Below are 18,184 nucleotides of genomic sequence, written 5' to 3' on the forward strand. Positions count from 1 at the left end.
TATCTTGGAGGTTTTAGTTGCGTAAAAAAGTGATCATTAATGAAGTTTTCGAAGAGATAGATCAACGTCTTATTGAGCAAGGTTTGCCCATTACACTCCGTTATATGCAAGCTGTCGGCGAGGTTAGTAAATACTTTGGAAATGCTTCAATACCATTATCACCAAAATCACTTCTCCCAGATAATGACTTAGGCAATCAACTTTGCGTATGGCTGAATGACTGGTATGACGCCAAGTACGGTAAACTTCAGTCCTTTAATTCCGATTTAGGTTTTTTCTATCAAAAAATCAGAGGTGACCTATGGCACTATCGGGTGCCCGACTTTGTCGGTACATGTAACTTTTTTATAGATAAAAATTTAACAGTTTGTGGGGCACACAATGAGACAAATATAATGCGAATGTCCCCCAATATGACGCAGGCTTATGTGAACTCTTTAACTGATGATGAATTAAGTTCGTTAATCGAAACGTTTAGTAAAGCTCTCGAATCATTCGAAATTCTGTCAGGCTGGAGAATTGCTGAAATACCATTTTGCAACGCTATTGATGCAGACCTTAAAACTATAACGGTCCAGTTACAGACCCATACAATGAATTATGGCCAAGCTCGATGGGCTTATTCACAGTGTGCAGAAAAAATACTTAAAGCTTGGCTTCTGAAGGCTAGAATCACGGAAAATGAGCTAAAACACAAATATGGGCACAGCATACACAAATTAGTAAATGCATTTAACAATCATTATGTAGAGGAGTTAAGCACTGATAGGCTTGATGTAATAACTTGTTCACCTAGTGCGCGGTACGAAGAAGATAATTTTTCGTCAGAAGATATCATTAATGCGCAAGATTGGTTGTTTGAGACTATTAGAACTATAGGTTTTTCACCCAAGTTAGCAACGATATAAAAGTGTGGCATTGGACGCATAAACAGCGTGTGCCCCTTATTAAAACGTTAATCCATAGTAATTTAAATCCGAAACTGACGAGTTAGAGCAAAGTGTCTATCACGTTTTTGTCCAAAAGCGTGCTGCGTAACGCTTTTAAATCTACAGATTACGCGAATGCTCGAAAGGTGTGCCATGGTGATTGGCGAGACGACCGTCCGCCCCATGGACGGGGCGGTCGAGCATCCAAGGACGGACTTGCTGCGAGTCGACGAGCGAATGCCATGGCAAGCCTGTGCGAGTGGATACCCGTAAACGCTAAACTTCTAACAACTGAAATTACTGTTCCCCAAACACTACTTTCCAACACATTTCTGTCCAAAAATGAGTTGTGTGGTGTCGAGTGGAGATTGTACGATTAAGTCACGCTATATAATCAAAACAGCCAGTTCGTGTATGAGTTAGTGCAAAAAGGGGAGTCAGTTAATCTGACTCCCCTTTTTTAGAACGCTTGTTGGACTTACATTAAAACCTACGTTAGGCCCAAACTAGCGTAATGTTAGAACAATAAATGCGCCACACCTGCGATAACAGGCAGTGTCACTAAGGTGCGTAGAATAAACACCACGAAAAGCTCAACGAAGTTGACGGGAATTTTACTGCCGATAAGCAGTGCACCGACTTCACTCATATAGATCAACTGAGTCACAGATAAGGCTGCAATTACAAAGCGGGTCATATCTGATTCAATTGAGCTGGCAAGGATTGACGGAATAAACATATCCGCAAAACCGACCACGATTGTTTTAGAGGCTTCAGTGGCTTCTGGAATATGCAGTAATTCGAGTAATGGAATAAACGGCATACCCAGATAGTTAAAAATGGGCGTGTGCTCGGCAATAATCAGCGCCAGCGTACCAATGGCCATTACCACAGGGATAATGCCAAACACCATATCGACAACGTTTTTAACACCTTCATTTAAAACGGCTTTTATGCCACCTGCACTGGCGGCTTTTTCTAAGGCTTTATCAAAGCCCCAAGATAAGGCGCCATGTCCAGCTGGGATCAGCTCATCATCTGGCATGCGTGGTGTGTCATCTATGTAGTTGTCTTTCTTCCACGATAATGGTGGCAACTTAGGCACAATCACAGCGGCGGCAAAACCCGCGAGGCACACAGTCAAATAAAAGGGCACAAACATATGCTCTAACTTAACTTGTGAGATCACCACTAAGCTGAAGGTAATCGATACCGCCGAGAAGGTTGTACCAATAACTGCGGCTTCTCTCTGGGTATAAAAACGGGCTTCGTATTGTTTGCTGGTCAGCAAAATACCGACACTGCCATCACCTAACCATGAGGCCATACAATCAATAGCGCTACGACCCGGTAGATTGAACACGGGACGCATGACTTTCGTTAAGAGTGTGCCAAAGAGCTCGAGTAGGCCGAAGTTCAGCAGCAGCGGCAGTAACATACCCGCAAAGATAAATACCGAGAACAACACAGGTAATAAGTCGTTTAAGACTAATGCGCCAGTGCTCGAGGAGTTGATGATCTCTGGACCTAAACCTAAGTAAGTCAGTACGATAAACACTGCACCTAAGATCCGAGTCGTCAACCACATAGGGCTGACATTCAATAAACCATTAAGGAAGTGATTTTGCGTAACGAATGTGGGCTTAAACACTTTTGACAGCAAAGAGGCCAGCGCCGTAGTCACAACAATAATAGTCACTATGAGGGTTAGCACACCGCTCAATGCGCCTTGCAGTGCTTTAGATATGATAGCGATAGGAATTGTGATCGCATCGTTGTAGCTGATAGGGGTCATAAATAACAACAGACCAATCAGCGAAGGGACGATAAAGGTGAGTATCGTCTTAATGTTTCGGTTTTTATTTTCAGTAGCCAATGTTGTACACCTTAAAGTACGAGTCGTACATGGTAAGTTTGAATAAATAGCCGCACGTAACAAGCTGTCGACGCTAATTAAGGTGCATTTAAATTCAACTCAAAAACGAGAATGTGGAAGATTACTCGCTTAGCTTCTCTATGTAAAACGATTCGCTAGTTAGTTTGATATAAGCAGCAAAACAGCATAGTTATTTTACTTTAGTTGTCGATAAATTAAGAGTGGTTATATTGGCTTGCATTACTGTAAAAGCATTATTAAACATAGTTTTACCATCGTCTACCTTAGGCGGGTTAACGACTGGTTAATTACTTGTTTACTGATGTGTGTGAAACTATCTAGATGTTATTTCTGCACAAAAAAACATCAGCAACTTTAGCCCTACCGCCATGTTGGCTGGTTTTCTGTTCGATTTGAAAGTGTAATAGAGATAACTCTGGCTATATAGCGTTGGTGAGAACCTCTTGTGCATATCGCGCTAATGTTAAGGCGCCTTGGGCACTAGGACACATTTTTATGCGATAAGCCTTTAAATCGACTTATCTCTATAAGTGACCTTCTCCATTATTTTGATGCTTTTGTGATTGACTAAAAAGTCGTAAATAACGATGAAAGTAAAAATATTATTCATAAAGCGGATACCTGCCGCTTTAAATCTTCTCATTTCCATGTAAGTTAGTATTACTCCCATCCAGCTCTAGTATTCATGATCGCAAAAGTACAGAAGGTTACGATTAAAGGCGGCTCAACACTGGCCATTAAGTTTGGTTTTTTGGGGATCTTTGGGCTTTTAATTGGCATTGTCATTACTGTTTTGGGGTTCGATGATTCTGAATTCCATCGCTTCAACTTTTTGAATCACACCCTAAGTGAATTAGGGACTTATGGTCATTCGTCTTTCGCTGTCATTCTCAACGGTGGATTGTTTTTTGGCAGTTTAAGCCTCGTTTTCTATTGTTTGTCTTCATTGCAGCAGGTGACTTCTTGCTGGGGATACCCTTTCTTTATCAGTTTGGCTCTCACTTTTCTGGCTTTAGCGAGCGTGGGATTATTTCCGGTGAACGTGTATCACTTGCATGTTCTTGGGCTGAAATGGTTTTTCTATCTGGGGAGTTTGAGTGCGATCTTCTACTTAGCCTTGGTCTGTTTCGGCAAGTCTAACTTTGGCCGTTGGACTGGGTTGTTGGCGTTAATAGTCTTATGTAGCATGTTGACGTTTCTGTATGCGCCACAGCTCAATTTAGGTTTGACCGAAGGCGATAGACCGTTTTATCAGGAGATGGTATTGCAACTGCCGCGTCCTACTTTGTGGTGGCCAGCCCTACTAGAATGGATTGGACTGGGAAGTTTATTGTGTTGGACAAGTGTGCTGCTTTTTAGCCAGTTAAGCTTCAGCCAAGATCCCAAAATCATTGGCTGAGTTATCTTTGAATTTAGACTTATCTTCAGCTCTAGGCTATGGATTCACATGCACAGCAAGGCCCGCTTCACCAAACCAATAACCGTTGCACTGGGTTATATCAAGGTTGCTATTCATCGAAAAATCCTGAGTATTTTTAGTCGCTTGAATCGTATCGACCAAAGCATTGGCTTTAATGATGCAGTCAAGACTACTGGGCGATACTCGAAACACATCGACCCCCATTTGTGTCATTACCGCTATTTCACTGCGTAAATCTAAACAGCTAGCGGATTGGGTTTGAATTCCATTGAGCCTGAGTAAAGGCTGCTGCTCTTGGGTTTGCGCGAGTAGTCCTTTACTGTATTCACGGCACACCGTTTCGCAATGATCTTTCGTGAGCTGTTTGTGTCTAGCGGTAAAGCAGCGCGCTGAATGGGCGAGTGGTAAATAGCCGTGGCCGAGCACTTCCACCTCAAATGATGGCTGCTCTTGAATCACTTGTTGTAACCAAGCCTTAGATAGCTCCACTGGCATCACAAATCTTTGCATTCCAAACCGCTGCAAGATGTCTAAACTAGCACGATTGTAGTTATTGATACTCGCGCCGCAGACAAAGGGTAACTTACGCTCTTTAGCAAGATACACTGCCGCCATATCGTTTGCTTCGACGATAAATTCACCGTTATCGACCTGGCGTTTGAGCTCAGTATATTCAGATGGCGCTTCGATTAAGGCCAGCGTCGAAAGCACGACTTCTTTACCCGCCTGCTTGAGCATTTGTGCCAGATCTAGATAATCGCCCCACTTGAGTTCGCGTCTGCGGCTACAAACCGCCTCACCTAAATACACTAAGGGAATTTGACTGGCGGCGACTTGCTGGTAAAAGTCAGCGACTTGCTGTTTCTGCCAGCAATACAACAGTGGTCCTAGGGAAATCTTCATAAGGTGTCCTTTGTCAATCTTGCTCTCTATTTACCTTTTATTGCCAATCGCGCTCGTAGGCGCCAAGCGTAGTGATCTGACCCTCGGATACTTTCGCTAGGGCTTGTTCCCAATGGGGTTGATTTTGGCTTTGTGAGTACAGCGCTGGATTATTTAGATAGGTGTCTATGGCTTGACGCCATACTCGAGTGACTTGTTCAACATAGGCGGGGCTGCGTTGACGTCCTTCGATTTTCAGCGACACTATGCCAGCTTTGGCTAGCTCTGGAAGCAAGCTTAAGGTATTCAAACTGGTTGGTGATTCGAGTAAATATTGCGGCGAATCTTGATCTGCTGTGATGTAACGGCCTTTGCATACCACGGGATAACCCATTTGTTCGTCGAGGGCCGATTTATCAATTAACACATCGTTGAGCAGCGTTAATCTGTTCTGTCCTTCTTCTTGCCAGCGTACGTGTTTTGCTGGTGAACAAGATCCACCTGTGTTGGGTGATTGGCCCGTTACATAGGATGACAGCTGGCAACGCCCTTCGGCCATAATGCACAGACTACCAAAGGCGAATACTTCCAAATCCACTGGGCTGACTTTAGCAAGATCCCGTACTTGTTTCATGGATAACACCCGTGGCAATACTACTCGGGTGATATTAAAGGCTTCCTTATAAAAGCTCAGCGCCCCCAGATTGGTTGCACTGGCCTGCACCGATAAATGCAGTGGCAGGTTTGGATAGTGCCTATGGGCATAATCGAGTAAAGAAAGATCGGCGACAATTAATGCATCCATACCCAGTTTTGCCGCTAAATCGATAGCCTGATACCAACGATGCTCTTCACCGGGCTTTGGAAAAGTATTTAAGGTCAAAAAGATTTTTTTGCCGTGCTTTTGCGTCAGCTCAGTGGCTTCTTGCAATTTTGCGGGGGTGAAGTTTAATCCTGCAAACGAGCGCGCGTTGGTGTCGTCTTTTAACCCTAGATACACAGCGTCGGCTCCGGCATGTAATGCCGACTTTAGCGAGGCCAGATTTCCTGCTGGACACAACAGCTCCATAGTGATGCTCCCGATAAAATGATAGCCGCTGAGTGTAGGTAAGATTGAATGGCGATGAATTGATTTAAAACAGGTTTAAGATCATAAAATCCCGATAAACTGGGATATATCATGTTTTATTTTTGTAGGGTTCCCGCTATGTCCGCTGTTTTTTTCGCAAAATTTGCTCAGCAACTTTTAGAGTTCACCCCAAAAGCCATCGGCTTTCCCCTTGCTAAGATGCCGTTTAGCCTCAAAGCAAAAGCCATCAGCCAATTGCTTGAACTCTTACTTGCCGAGCAAGCTGCTGGCGATGAGCTTGGATTTTTGACGGATAAATGGGTCGCGATTCGAGTGGAAGATATAAACTTAGCCTTCGAAGTCAGTTTTAATGGCAAGTGGCAAGTCAGAGAGCTCACCAATGCGCAGGTGACCTTCAGTGCCAACTCTGCTGAGCTAGTGTTAGTGGCGGCGGCGAAGGAAGATCCCGACACGCTATTCTTCCAGCGTAAGCTGAGTATTCAAGGTGATACTGAATTAGGACTCGAAGTGAAAAACCTGCTGTTAAGTATCGAATTTGCCAGTATGCCAGCCCCAATTCGTCTTAGTGTTGAAAAGCTTGCCGCTGTGATTGAGCGTCTGCAAATTGAAGCGAAACCGACAATTATTCTCGCCAAATCCCCAAGCTTTTAACGTTATTTAGTGAGACTACACACTGCTAATTCCATAAAGAAGCCCGCTAAGTTGTTATCTTAGTGGGCTTATTTTTATTTAAACTTTATTGTATGGTTTGGTCAATGAGTTAGTAGCTTGCACTCAGTTGTAGTCCCGAGTAGCTCGAATAAGCGCGTAACATCACATGGTAAGTTCCCGCTTGAGTCACGGTAATCGAACAGCTTTCATTGTTCCCGTTTTTATAGGGACGGCAATCATAGCTGGTGGTCGTTGGGACAGCCCCTGCTTTGACATACAGATCCACGTCTCCAGTCCCGCCACTGGTGGTAATATTGAGTTGGCTATTGGCAGGAACCACTATCTTATACAGTTTCTCTGTTGCCGTTGCCCCGCTTAAATTCGTGACAGGTACGCCATTGGTTAAGCAGTTTGCATCGGTGCAGCTTCCGCCACCATTCAGGTTATAGCTGGCTGTCAGTTGGGCATTGGCGTAATTATTATAGCCTTGCACCATCACATACCACCGACCCGCCGTAGGTGTGGTGAAGTTACAGCTCTCGTTGTTGCCATTTTGATAGGGGCGGCATTGGTAGCTTGTTGTCGTCGGTTTTTGCCCTTGGCTGACATAAATATCCGCATCACCAGAACCACCCGCTAGATTGATCCCTAAACTTGCCGCATTGACTGGGACATCGATGTAGTAATACGTCGCAGAACCTGTGGCACCACTGATTGCGACACCCACATTATTTTGCAGTGGTGTTTCATCGACGGGACAATTATTGCCACAGCCACCATCATCGCCTGCGAGTGAAAAGAGTAATTTATTGGGTGAACCTGTTTTCGCGTCTGTAACTTTATTTGACGTGGCGCGCGTCGTAAGTAAGTTTGTCACCTGTGCGGGAGAGAGATTTGGATTTTCATCTAAGTATAATGCGGCAACGCCTGCCACATGTGGGGCTGCCATTGAGGTACCACTTATGGTATTAGTCGCTGAATTCGAGTTATACCAAGCGGACGTAATGCTCGAACCTGGCGCATAGATATCAAGGCAAGTCCCGAAGTTAGAAAAACTTGAGCGGGAATCGTTACTGGTGGTTGAACCAACCGTGATGGCATTTATCGCCCGTGCGGGTGAGTAATTACAAGCGCTGCTGTTGTCGTTACCCGCCGCCACTACGAAAGTGACCCCTGCGGCAACTGCGGCATTGACTGCATCATCAGTTGCTTGGGAGGCTCCTCCTCCTAAACTCATGTTCGCGACGGCGGGGCCGGAAGCATTGTTTTTCACCCAGTTTATCCCTGCAATCACGCCAGAGTTACTACCTGAACCTGAACAGTTGAGTACTCTGACGCCCACAAGATTGACGTTTTTAGCCACACCGTAGGTAGCACCGCCAACAGTTCCTGCCACATGGGTACCATGGCCGTTACAGTCAGTCGCATCGTAATCATTATCCACAAAATCATAGCCACTGCTGGCGCGACCACCAAACTCATTGTGAGAATTAAGCACGCCAGTATCGATCACAAAGGCGGTTACACCAGAGCCGTCGAAATCCGTGTGATAGTTACTATCCAATGGCAAGTTTCGTTGATCGATTCTGTCTATGCCCCAGGTCGGACTCGGTTGATTGGCATTGGCTTCAACCATAGGCGTTACTGACATGATTTGATCTTGTTCTATGTATTTCACATTTGGATCTTTACGCAGTGCTTTAATCTGTTGGGCGCTGGCCTTGATGAGTACACCATTGAGCACATTGCCAAAGTTTTTCATCACAGTGACATCATATTGGTTGACTAAACTCTCGGCTTGTTTCGTCGCAAATTCAGCTATGGTGTTGTTATTACTTAGATTAAGAACGCTTGGGGTATTGAATACAACAATGTAAGTATCTTTGATGGCTTTAGATTGTGGGACACTTACCATACTCGCTTGGTATTCATTAGCGTTAACAGGGAAGTAAGCAAGTCCAGTTGCGACCGCGACTGCAATTAAATGTTTCTTATGCATGTTGAACTCCATTTTCTTTTTATGTCTCCACGGACTTCGAGACATAATTTAATGTAGAAGGTATTTTCAACCTGCCCAGTTCGGTGCTTAAGGTATATCTAATTTACAAGGTTAAAATGTAACACTTGATTTACAATTTGACCGCAAGTGACTTTTTACTTAGCTAAAGAGTGAGGTGTACAAATAAGCGTCAAAATAATAACTATTAGTCTATTAAAACAACCTAGTCTGTAAAAGTGGTGATTTATCAAGCGACATTTTGTCCGAATCACAAACTGTGAAGCAGTGATAAATTCCGTCTGCTACTTTTTTGACATTCACCGCTGAAAAGAAGTCAGTCTAAAGTAGTGTTTTGACTAATGCTGAAATAAAGGCTTGGATTTAAGCGATTTAAAGGTTTTCCATACCGTTAAATGCATCTTTATTGTGATTTTTTATGCGGGTTGTTTTGCGCAGGTTATTGCAGGTATTAGAGCAGATGTGACCGAGAGGCATTATAGCCACTCGGTCAGGTGACGTGATTAAGTTTTTTGCGTTAACACGGCAAATTTCACTAACAATTCGTCGTTAGATTCGACACGGTTTGGATCTGGGTCGATGCAATCAATGGGGCAGACAGACACGCAAGTCGGTTTGTCGTAGTGACCCACACATTCGGTGCAACGGTCTGGATCGATTTCATAGATCTCTTCGCCCATAGTGATGGCCTGATTAGGACATTCAGGTTCACACATGTCGCAATTGATGCAGCTATCGTCGATCAGTAGTGCCATGATCTTAACCTAGTTCATGTGGGTTGCGAGTATCCTGACCTTGGGGCAAGTTACGCAGCAAAATTCCGTGGCTCAAATCGACTTCTTTCGGTACGGGTAGATACACAGTGTGCCCAGAACCTAAACCGGCTTCAACTGCTTCAGCTTTGCGATTTTCGAGTTGTTCAATCGTCAAACTGATATTGCCCTGCGGCGTCATCAGTTCAACACTGTCGCCAACGGAGAACTTGTTTTTTACTTCAATTTCGGCCAATCCTGCAAGATTACGTTTGCCTGTCAGTTCACCTACAAATTGTTGGGTGTCACTAACTGAGTAGCCATAGTCATAATTTTGGTATTCATCATGGACATGGCGACGTAAAAAGCCTTCGGTATAACCACGGTGGGCTAGGCCTTCTAATTGATTCATTAGGCTGCGGTCGAAATCTTTACCCGATGAAGCATCTTCAATCGCGCGGCGATACAGTTGTGCGGTACGGGCAACGTAATAGAAGGACTTAGTGCGGCCTTCAATTTTGAGCGAGTCTATGCCCATTTTAGTCAGGCGCTCAACGTGCTGAATGGCCCGTAAGTCTTTAGAGTTCATGATATAAGTGCCGTGCTCATCTTCGAAGGCGGGCATGTATTCGCCGGGACGATTGGCTTCCTGTAGTAGGTAAATTTGATCTGTGGGGGCGCCTGCGCCTAAGGTCGTTGGCGTTTCAATTTGCACCGCATTTGGCATGGCAATGATGTCACCGCTGTCATTTTGCTGCGCTTCGTGTACATCGTATTTCCAGCGACAAGCATTAGTGCAGGTGCCTTGGTTAGGATCGCGTTTGTTGATATAACCCGAGAGTAAACAACGGCCTGAATACGCCATACACAGGGCGCCGTGCACAAACACTTCAAGCTCGATATCGGGGCAGCGCTGACGAATTTCTTCGATTTCATCTAAAGACAATTCGCGTGACAGGATCACGCGTTTGATGCCTTGGGTTTGCCAAAATTTTACCGAGGCCCAGTTGATGGCATTCGCTTGCACGGATAAATGCACCACTTGATCAGGAAACGCTTCACGCACCATCATGATTAAACCTGGATCGGACATGATCAGTGCGTCAGGCTTCATCGCCACAACGGGTTCCATGTCCTTGATATAGGTTTTTAGCTTGGCATTGTGGGGCGCGATATTGCTCACCACATACAGCTTTTTACCGAGTGCATGGGCTTCTTCAATCCCAGTGGCAAGGTTTTCCATTTTAAAGTCATTGTTACGTACCCTTAGACTATATCTTGGCTGACCGGCATACACTGCATCTGCGCCATAGGCAAAGGCGTAGCGCATGTTCTTTAAGGTTCCAGCTGGAGACAGCAGCTCAGGTTTAAACATAATCACTCTCAAATGGGTTAATAAATGACGCGGTGCGCGGGGGCGGCATTTTACACAATGAAAGTAGGGGTATGCAAATTGCCTTAGTTAACTTTAGCAGTACTTCACATTTTACGAATATAGTGAGTTTGGCTTAGATCAACTGGAGCGGAATATTTCAACTTGAGTGATGATTGAGGTCGATGATCAAGACAGATAAGTAAGGCAAAATTGATAACGCAATCATACAAATTATTAACGTCTGCAGTTTTTTCTACGCATCTAATGACAGCCAACTGATATACTCCAACAATCCAATGTTGATGTTTACAGATTGATGGGAGTTAAGATGTCTACCGAACATCTACTATTAGTCAGTTTATTAAAAAAACTAAAAGACGATGCCTTAGTACTACCGACCTTGCCTGAAGTGGCGATGCGGGTGCAAGAAGTGGTTGGACGCTCCGATGCGAGCCTTAAACAAGTGGCAGAAGTGATCGGCCAAGATGCAGCGATTTCTGCGCGTATTATTAAGGTCGCCAACAGCGCGCTATATAGCCGAGGCGTGCCAGCTGAAAGTATCAACAGTGCGGTTTCTCGTATCGGTTTAATCCAGATTAAAAGTATCGCCACTTCGGTGGCGATGGAGCAATTGTTCATTTCCACCAATGAAATGGTGTGGGACGTCATGGACGAAGTGTGGCGTACCTCAATCGATGTAACCGCTGCGTCTTGTGCCATGCTGCAGATGTATAATAAGCGCCATTCAACCAGTCGGTTAAATTTTGATACCTTAACCTTAGCTGGACTCGTGCATAACATTGGCGCCTTACCTGTATTAACAGAAGCGGAGGCGCATCCCCATTTATTCACTAGCATTGATCAATTACGCGCGCTCGTACGTAAAATGCAAGGGCCTTTGGGTCGTGCTGTTTTGAAAAGTTGGGATTTCTCTACCGAAGTGATGGAAGTGGTTGAGCGTTGGGCTGATTTACCTTATCTACCCGATCATGTCACCTATCTCGACTTTATCCGTGCAGCGGCCTTTTATACCGGTGAATTGCGAGCGGGCACTGAACTAGAGCAACGTCTCGGTGTGTTTGTCGCCCGTGGATTACCTGTGACGACCGATGATTTAGCCAGTGATGAGTTTATGGAAAAATTCCATTCAATTAGAGAAAGTTACCAATAATCGTTAGGCCTAAATGGAATTCAAATGGCGCTGATATTCTTTATCGTGTCATTTGAGAACAAGCTTACGTGGTATGGCAGAGGCCAAGGTATGTTCGTAATCGGGTTAGTTGTCGCTTCTCTCGCTTTATTGATATTTTCATTGTATATCCTGCAGTCAAAATACAGATCTTTACGGTCGCAGCAAAATTTTTTAGCACAGCTTTGTACCCAGCTAGAGCTGCAAAAGGTTGAACGCCAAGCTTTAGACATTGGCATCGTCCCCCAAGCGTTTGCTCCTCTCTACCATACTTTAAATGAATTATTAAAGGCGTTACCGGCAAGTGTGGGTAAGGATAAGCTAACAGGACTTGTTAATCGTGTCGGCTTGAAACGTACTCTTACTGGCATGATGCCGCTGACTCAAGGGACATTAGTGCTAATTGATATTTATCGATTTCGCTATGTGAATGATCTCTTTGGTTTTGTGTTTGGCGATATCCTGCTGAAGCAATTTGCCGAACGCTTAAATAGCTTAAGTTTATCCCCGAGATTAATCGCACGCCTCAATGGTGATGAATTCTGTTTATATTACGAGCAAGCGTTGACTGAGGAGCAATTAGTCCACTTAAGAGGGCGGTTGCAAGTGCCTTTTAACATTAAGAACACGCCAGTCAGCGTTAAGCTTCAAATCGGTTGTCTGCATTTACAAGAACACCATGCCGACACGAGTCAGATGCTACGTCGAGTCGATTTGGCGCTGAAGAAAGCCCGCCATTCTCGTAGTGCGATTGCTTACTATGCCCAAAATGATGATATTCGTCAGTTAAGGGAACTGAAAATTATCGATAGTTTGCCTAAAGGTTTGCAACGTAATCAAGTATATATGGTGTATCAAGCTAAACAGGATATTGCCACGGGTCGATGTTTTCAGGTTGAAGCCTTGATGCGTTGGGAGCATGACGAACTCGGGATTATTTCTCCGGGAGAATTTATTCCCTTAGCTGAATATGCTGGCATGATTGATTTAGTCAGCCAATGGGCACTCGATCAGGTTTTAGCACAGCAGGCAAAATGGCGCGCGGCGGGGATACAATTGTGTGTTGCAGTTAACCTGTCGACACGGGATCTTGACAGTGAAACCTTACCCCAAGAAATTGCTGCAAGATTAGCCTATTACCAGCTCCCACCCGAATCCTTGATGATCGAAATTACTGAAAGCACTTTAATGGCGGATTTAACTAAGGCGGTCGAGACGTTAGGAAAGATACGTGCCTTAGGGGTTAGACTTGCAATTGATGATTTTGGTACGGGTCATTCTTCCTTAGCTTATTTAAAGCATTTACCCGTTAATGAAGTCAAAATTGATAAAGCCTTTTTAAAGGATCTAGAGCAGGATAAACCGTCGGAATACATCCTCGAAGCCAGTATTAATATTGCCAAAAAACTCGGTTATGAGGTAACTGTTGAAGGAATTGAAACGCTTGAGATTAGAGATAGGTTAGTGGCTATGGGGGTTGATACTATACAAGGTATGTATTACGCGAAGCCCATGAGTGCCGCCGAACTCGAAATGAACTGGACCCAACTACATAATACAATCTAAACCTTGTGCTCATTAAAGTAAGCGCTCGTTAAATCAAATGCTCGTCAAATCAAATGCTCGTTAAATCAAGAGTACTAAGGCTTGCAGTCGAGCCTTAATACTGTCCAGTTATCGCTATTTGAGTTGTACTTCTTTGAGTGATTTTTGTTGCCTTTGCTTATGTCGAAATAAGCTCAGGAAATCGCGCGCGTACTTGTATGTAAGAGTATTAGCTTTGTTCGCTTGATGTGAAACCAAGACTTAATATGGCGATTAACTCTGCCGGCATAGGCGCTAATTGACGGGCTTGATTCATACACACCATTTCAATGGTTGCCGTGACCGCTGGCTTTTTACCTTGTGGACGCCAAATCTCCTGCTGCCACACAGTGCGGTACTTACTCTCAAAGTAAAACTTAGTGCGAACATCGATAATATCGGCAAATTCCACCCCCTCATGGCACAACATATCGCTACGATACACAGCAAAACCCAGTTGGTTTTGTTGCCATAATGCACTTAAACGCTCAGCACCAATCACATGCTCACGGGCTCGCTCGAAGTATTTCAAAAAGTTGGGGTGATACACCACGCCAGAAAAATCAGTATCTTCATAGTAGATTTGCACTGGGAAAGAAAAGGTCGGGCTAAATTGCGGCATGGGGTACGGCTATTCTAGATAGTTTTATTGCGCAATAGTTTAGCGGCTTATCTCTTAAAACAAAACCTCTAATGCGGAGAGACAAAAGCGCTGTTAAGGGAAATGTGCAGGCTACTTTAGGTCGGCAACGGCGATGCTTAATCTGGACATGATTGACAATGTGACGACTGAAATAGTTATTAGATTCGATTATGTGACGTTTTTCTGCTTATAGATAAAATGCTTGTTACCCAAAAAATATCACGCTAATCAGGCAGTAAAATCACACTATCGTGCCTAATTCATTAATCCCTTCCTATACTGATAACTGCAATCCCTTTCTTACGTTGATTTGCTAGGTTGAGAGCTTTATATGAGCGAAATTAAAAAATCAGAAATATTGACAGAGAGTGGCACAAATGAACTCGAAATTATTGAGTTTCATCTACATAAGACACTTCCTAACGGTGGCCATAAGGTGTGCCATTACGGTATTAATGTCGCCAAAGTGAGAGAAGTCATTAGGGTGCCAGAAACGTCAGATTATCCCAATGCCCAGCGGCACATGGTTGGGGTGTTCTCGCTGCGAGAAAAGTTGATCCCTTTGGTCGACCTTGCCGGTTGGCTCGGAATATCGACACCTGAGGATTTAACCCACAAAGTGGTCATAGTGACTGATTTTAATAAGATGATTAATGGGTTCTTAATCGATAGTGTTCGTAGCATCCATAGAGTGTCGTGGGAGCAAGTTGAATCGCCGAGTCAATTTTTAGAAGCGGGTGAAAATGATTGTGTCGTTGCCGTAGTGCGCCGTGATGGCATGCTCATTATGATATTGGATTTTGAGAAAATTATTGCTGACATTAATCCTGAACTGAGTATGGATAAGTACGATGTCACGCTCGATAGAAGTGTACTGATCAATGATAAAATGCTGGCGAAACGTGAAGCGAAAACGATTTTAATTGTCGATGATTCCGCTTTTATTCGTAAGATGATCGAAAATACCCTTCGCAGCGCAGGTTACAACATTATCACAGCCAAAGATGGTGGTGATGCTCTTGAAATGCTAATGGAATTTGAGAATCTTGCTGACCAAGATAATGCTTCTATCTCTGATTTTGTCAGCGCCATTATTACGGATGTTGAGATGCCTCGCATGGATGGCATGCATTTGGTGAAACGCTTAAGAGAATCCAAGGCGTATCGACAAATGCCAATTGTGATGTTTTCCTCTTTAATGAGTGAAGATAACCGCACAAAGGCGATGGCATTAGGTGCTAACGATACCATTACTAAACCAGAAATTGGTCGTATGGTCGGTATGATAGATAAATACGTATTCGAAGAGTAATGCTATTTCACTTAGCGACGATATTTGAATATGGGGTATTCGAGTCATTGCTATCAACGTCTTGAGTGATTCTTCAATGACAAACCATATCAAAGTAAAAAGCCATATTCACCGAGGCGAATATGGCTTTTTTGTAGGGTAAACGTTGTTTACTAGCGAATGATCATTTGATCGCGCTCTGGTCCAACAGAAACCATGCTAACGCGTACACCCATTAAGTCTTCAATACGTTCAACATATTGTTGTGCGGCGACTGGCAGGCTTTCGAAGGTGCGACAACCAGTAATATCTTCGCTCCAGCTTGGCATTTGCTCATACACTGGGCTTAACGCAGCAGTTTGTGGCCAAATTGGGTTCTCAGTGTGTTCACCAGCATAGGCAACACAGATTTTCAGATCTTTCATGCCAGAAAGACAATCAATCTTAGTCAGGGCAATTTCGGTTGCTGCTTGTAGCTCAACACCATTACGGGTGGCAACAGCATCAAAATATCCCATGTCACGTGGACGGCCTGTCGTTGCACCAAACTCGTTGGCATTTTCGCGGAAGGCGTCTTGCTCTTCCATTGCGGTCACTAACGTGCCAGTGCCGACTGATGAGCTAAAGGCTTTCGCGACAGCAATTACGCGCTCTGGACGCAGAGCTGGTAAACCGCTGCCGATACCCGCGTAAGCCGCAGTCACGTTTGAAGATGTGGTATAAGGATATTCGCCGTAGACTAAGTCGCGGCCAGCACCTAATTGCGCTTCAAACAGTAAGCTCGCATCTTGTTTTTGTAATGCTTTTAATGGCTCTGTCACGTTACAAATAAACGGACGCCAAGGTGCCGTCACTTCTAATAACCATGCGGTCATTTCGGCGGCGGTTTGATTAAAATCGCAACTTGGATAAAGTGCTTTTAACTGTGGCAATTTCCAGTCGAGCATAAATTGAATACGCTCTTGCAGCACTTCAGGTTGGTTTAACCAGCCGACTAAAATGCCTTTTTTCATCACGCGATCGCCATAGGCTGGCGCAATCCCTTGACGGGTTGAACCATAGGCGAGGTCGCCAAGACGTTGTTCTTCTAAGGTATCTTCTAATGCATGTAGAGGTAAGCACAGGGTAGCACGGTCAGAAATGCATAATTTGACTTCAATGCCAGCCGCTTGCACTTCAGCAATTTCTACACTGAGTTTTTCAGGGCTGATCACCATGCCAGGGCCTAAAACTGCAACGCAGTTAGGGTTGAAAATGCCACTCGGTAATTGGTGTAATTTAAAGGTGCCATAGTCGTTGACGACGGTATGGCCAGCGTTGTTACCACCTTGAAAGCGAATACTGGCAGCGGCATCCGCGGCTAAATAATCTACGATGCGGCCTTTGCCTTCATCACCCCAATTTGCACCCACAACCACGATCGACGGCATAACAACATCTCCTCATTGATTAAGACGCTATGCTAGACCCGTCATTTGAATAAGAGAAATTAATTATGGTTATCATCCCAATAAGAATTTCATATATCATTGGCTATCATTAACTCTAATACTTTGCAAAAGGTGACGTGATGCTCGATATCCATTGGTTAAAGACCTTCGTGACTTTGGCTGAATACAAGCATTTTGGGAAAGCGGCCACAGCGCTGCACATGACGCAGCCCAATGTTAGCTTGCATATTAAGCAGTTAGAGCAAAGCACTCGAGTCAAGCTGATTGACCGTAATCCCTTTCGATTAACGCAAGCGGGATTTCGCCTGTTAGAGAGCAGTCAGAAGACGTTAATGGAGCTACAAATTTGTCAGGCGGATCTCAATGCGATTAATGACCTTAGCCAAGGCACCTTGACCATTGCCGCCAGCGATATTATCTCGCGGTTATTATTGATCCAGCCGTTTCAGCTCTTTAAGGCGGAGTTTCCGGGAATAGATTTCTCGCTGCTCAACACAACCTCATCACAAGCCTCTGAATTGGTAAAAAATGCCGAGGCCGATTTAGGGTTTGTGATTGCGCAGAAGGAAAGTCAGCCACTGCATTTTACTGAGCTACAACAGATTAAATGGTGTGCAATCGGAGATAATTTACAGCAATGGCAGCAGGCAAAACCCTCTGTGGATACGCCCTTAGCCGAGCAACCGACGTTGATTTTATTAGGACACGATACGCGAACCCGCGAATTGTTAGATCCCGCATTACCGTCGCTGAACTTATCGAATTACAGAATAATGGAAGTCGGCAGTGTTGACGCGCAAATCGATTGGGCTGAGGCGGGATTTGGTGTGGCGATCGTACCGGAGTTTTCGGTTTACACTAAGGCGAATCTCACCACGAAAGTCACTCCTCTACCGCAATTCCCTACTACGAGTTTAGGTTATATTGTGCGCCAGAATCAGATCCTGTCGAAGGCTATTAAGCAGCTGTTATATTGGGTGAATCAAGAGATCATTCGATCGCAGCGGTAATCT

15 protein-coding genes are annotated in these 18,184 nt (G+C 44.4%); 7 read left to right on the forward strand and 8 right to left on the reverse strand.

Annotation, left to right across the window (positions count from 1 at the left end; translation table 11 throughout):
• Positions 1-17 precede the first annotated feature (17 nt).
• The gene (locus tag CKQ84_RS13845; RefSeq protein ID WP_105251720.1) at positions 18-908 is read left to right on the forward strand and encodes a hypothetical protein; all 891 of its coding nucleotides are present in this window, start codon (positions 18-20) and stop codon (positions 906-908) included.
• Between the two features lie 538 nt (positions 909-1,446).
• Here the strand turns inward: CKQ84_RS13845 and CKQ84_RS13850 are convergent.
• Positions 1,447-2,805 (reverse strand): YjiH family protein, encoded by a 1,359-nt coding sequence (locus tag CKQ84_RS13850; protein WP_105251721.1) that lies wholly within the window; start codon positions 2,803-2,805, stop codon positions 1,447-1,449.
• Positions 2,806-3,511: 706 nt separating this feature from the next.
• Here CKQ84_RS13850 and CKQ84_RS13855 point away from each other — a divergent pair.
• Positions 3,512-4,225, forward strand: coding sequence for a hypothetical protein (locus CKQ84_RS13855; RefSeq protein ID WP_028761881.1), 714 nt, complete (start codon positions 3,512-3,514; stop codon positions 4,223-4,225).
• Positions 4,226-4,261: 36 nt separating this feature from the next.
• Here the strand turns inward: CKQ84_RS13855 and CKQ84_RS13860 are convergent, their stop codons facing one another.
• Positions 4,262-5,149, reverse strand: a complete 888-nt coding sequence (locus CKQ84_RS13860) for a U32 family peptidase (RefSeq protein ID WP_105251722.1) — start codon at positions 5,147-5,149, stop codon at positions 4,262-4,264.
• A 37-nt stretch (positions 5,150-5,186) separates the two neighbouring features.
• On the reverse strand, positions 5,187-6,197 hold the full coding sequence (locus CKQ84_RS13865; protein ID WP_105251723.1) for a peptidase U32 family protein: 1,011 nt from the start codon (positions 6,195-6,197) through the stop codon (positions 5,187-5,189).
• A gap of 138 nt (positions 6,198-6,335) precedes the next feature.
• Between CKQ84_RS13865 and CKQ84_RS13870 the strand changes: the two genes are divergently transcribed.
• Positions 6,336-6,869 (forward strand): SCP2 domain-containing protein, encoded by a 534-nt coding sequence (locus CKQ84_RS13870; protein ID WP_105251724.1) that lies wholly within the window; start codon positions 6,336-6,338, stop codon positions 6,867-6,869.
• Between the two features lie 109 nt (positions 6,870-6,978).
• On the opposite strand, the gene CKQ84_RS13875 is transcribed toward CKQ84_RS13870, so the two are convergent.
• The 3 genes from CKQ84_RS13875 to yegQ all read right to left on the reverse strand — a co-directional run bounded on the left by CKQ84_RS13875 (position 6,979) and on the right by yegQ (position 11,013).
• Positions 6,979-8,868, reverse strand: coding sequence for a S8 family peptidase (locus tag CKQ84_RS13875; RefSeq protein WP_105251725.1), 1,890 nt, complete (start codon positions 8,866-8,868; stop codon positions 6,979-6,981).
• A 521-nt stretch (positions 8,869-9,389) separates the two neighbouring features.
• On the reverse strand, positions 9,390-9,641 hold the full coding sequence (locus tag CKQ84_RS13880) for a YfhL family 4Fe-4S dicluster ferredoxin (RefSeq protein ID WP_105251726.1): 252 nt from the start codon (positions 9,639-9,641) through the stop codon (positions 9,390-9,392).
• A gap of 4 nt (positions 9,642-9,645) precedes the next feature.
• Positions 9,646-11,013 (reverse strand): tRNA 5-hydroxyuridine modification protein YegQ, encoded by a 1,368-nt coding sequence (gene yegQ, locus CKQ84_RS13885; protein ID WP_105251727.1) that lies wholly within the window; start codon positions 11,011-11,013, stop codon positions 9,646-9,648.
• Positions 11,014-11,341: 328 nt separating this feature from the next.
• On the opposite strand from yegQ, the gene CKQ84_RS13890 reads away from it, so the two are divergent.
• Positions 11,342-12,184 carry an HDOD domain-containing protein gene (locus CKQ84_RS13890; protein ID WP_105251728.1) on the forward strand — a complete coding sequence of 281 codons (843 nt, stop codon included), beginning with the start codon at positions 11,342-11,344 and terminating at the stop codon, positions 12,182-12,184.
• Between the two features lie 90 nt (positions 12,185-12,274).
• Positions 12,275-13,768 carry a bifunctional diguanylate cyclase/phosphodiesterase gene (locus CKQ84_RS13895; protein WP_105253069.1) on the forward strand — a complete coding sequence of 498 codons (1,494 nt, stop codon included), beginning with the start codon at positions 12,275-12,277 and terminating at the stop codon, positions 13,766-13,768.
• A gap of 208 nt (positions 13,769-13,976) precedes the next feature.
• Here CKQ84_RS13895 and CKQ84_RS13900 read toward each other — a convergent pair whose 3' ends face one another.
• Positions 13,977-14,408 (reverse strand): thioesterase family protein, encoded by a 432-nt coding sequence (locus CKQ84_RS13900; protein WP_105251729.1) that lies wholly within the window; start codon positions 14,406-14,408, stop codon positions 13,977-13,979.
• A gap of 352 nt (positions 14,409-14,760) precedes the next feature.
• On the opposite strand from CKQ84_RS13900, the gene CKQ84_RS13905 reads away from it, so the two are divergent.
• Positions 14,761-15,741, forward strand: a complete 981-nt coding sequence (locus CKQ84_RS13905; protein ID WP_105251730.1) for a chemotaxis protein — start codon at positions 14,761-14,763, stop codon at positions 15,739-15,741.
• Positions 15,742-15,893: 152 nt separating this feature from the next.
• On the opposite strand, the gene CKQ84_RS13910 is transcribed toward CKQ84_RS13905, so the two are convergent.
• Positions 15,894-17,150, reverse strand: a complete 1,257-nt coding sequence (locus CKQ84_RS13910) for an adenylosuccinate synthase (RefSeq protein ID WP_028761418.1) — start codon at positions 17,148-17,150, stop codon at positions 15,894-15,896.
• Between the two features lie 140 nt (positions 17,151-17,290).
• On the opposite strand from CKQ84_RS13910, the gene CKQ84_RS13915 reads away from it, so the two are divergent.
• Positions 17,291-18,181 (forward strand): LysR family transcriptional regulator, encoded by an 891-nt coding sequence (locus CKQ84_RS13915; RefSeq protein WP_028761417.1) that lies wholly within the window; start codon positions 17,291-17,293, stop codon positions 18,179-18,181.
• Positions 18,182-18,184 lie beyond the last annotated feature (3 nt).

It is taken from the genome of Shewanella sp. WE21 (assembly GCF_002966515.1).
Classification (GTDB): domain Bacteria; phylum Pseudomonadota; class Gammaproteobacteria; order Enterobacterales; family Shewanellaceae; genus Shewanella; species Shewanella oncorhynchi.

Coding starts and splice junctions, on each gene's coding strand:
- CKQ84_RS13855 (WP_028761881.1), top strand. CDS start 3,512: ATGATCGCAAAAGTACAGAAGGTTACGATTAAAGGCGGCTCAACACTG.
- CKQ84_RS13860 (WP_105251722.1), bottom strand. CDS start 5,149: ATGAAGATTTCCCTAGGACCACTGTTGTATTGCTGGCAGAAACAGCAA.
- CKQ84_RS13865 (WP_105251723.1), bottom strand. CDS start 6,197: ATGGAGCTGTTGTGTCCAGCAGGAAATCTGGCCTCGCTAAAGTCGGCA.
- CKQ84_RS13870 (WP_105251724.1), top strand. CDS start 6,336: ATGTCCGCTGTTTTTTTCGCAAAATTTGCTCAGCAACTTTTAGAGTTC.
- CKQ84_RS13875 (WP_105251725.1), bottom strand. CDS start 8,868: ATGCATAAGAAACATTTAATTGCAGTCGCGGTCGCAACTGGACTTGCT.
- CKQ84_RS13880 (WP_105251726.1), bottom strand. CDS start 9,641: ATGGCACTACTGATCGACGATAGCTGCATCAATTGCGACATGTGTGAA.
- yegQ (WP_105251727.1), bottom strand. CDS start 11,013: ATGTTTAAACCTGAGCTGCTGTCTCCAGCTGGAACCTTAAAGAACATG.
- CKQ84_RS13890 (WP_105251728.1), top strand. CDS start 11,342: ATGTCTACCGAACATCTACTATTAGTCAGTTTATTAAAAAAACTAAAA.
- CKQ84_RS13895 (WP_105253069.1), top strand. CDS start 12,275: ATGTTCGTAATCGGGTTAGTTGTCGCTTCTCTCGCTTTATTGATATTT.
- CKQ84_RS13900 (WP_105251729.1), bottom strand. CDS start 14,408: ATGCCGCAATTTAGCCCGACCTTTTCTTTCCCAGTGCAAATCTACTAT.
- CKQ84_RS13905 (WP_105251730.1), top strand. CDS start 14,761: ATGAGCGAAATTAAAAAATCAGAAATATTGACAGAGAGTGGCACAAAT.
- CKQ84_RS13910 (WP_028761418.1), bottom strand. CDS start 17,150: ATGCCGTCGATCGTGGTTGTGGGTGCAAATTGGGGTGATGAAGGCAAA.
- CKQ84_RS13915 (WP_028761417.1), top strand. CDS start 17,291: ATGCTCGATATCCATTGGTTAAAGACCTTCGTGACTTTGGCTGAATAC.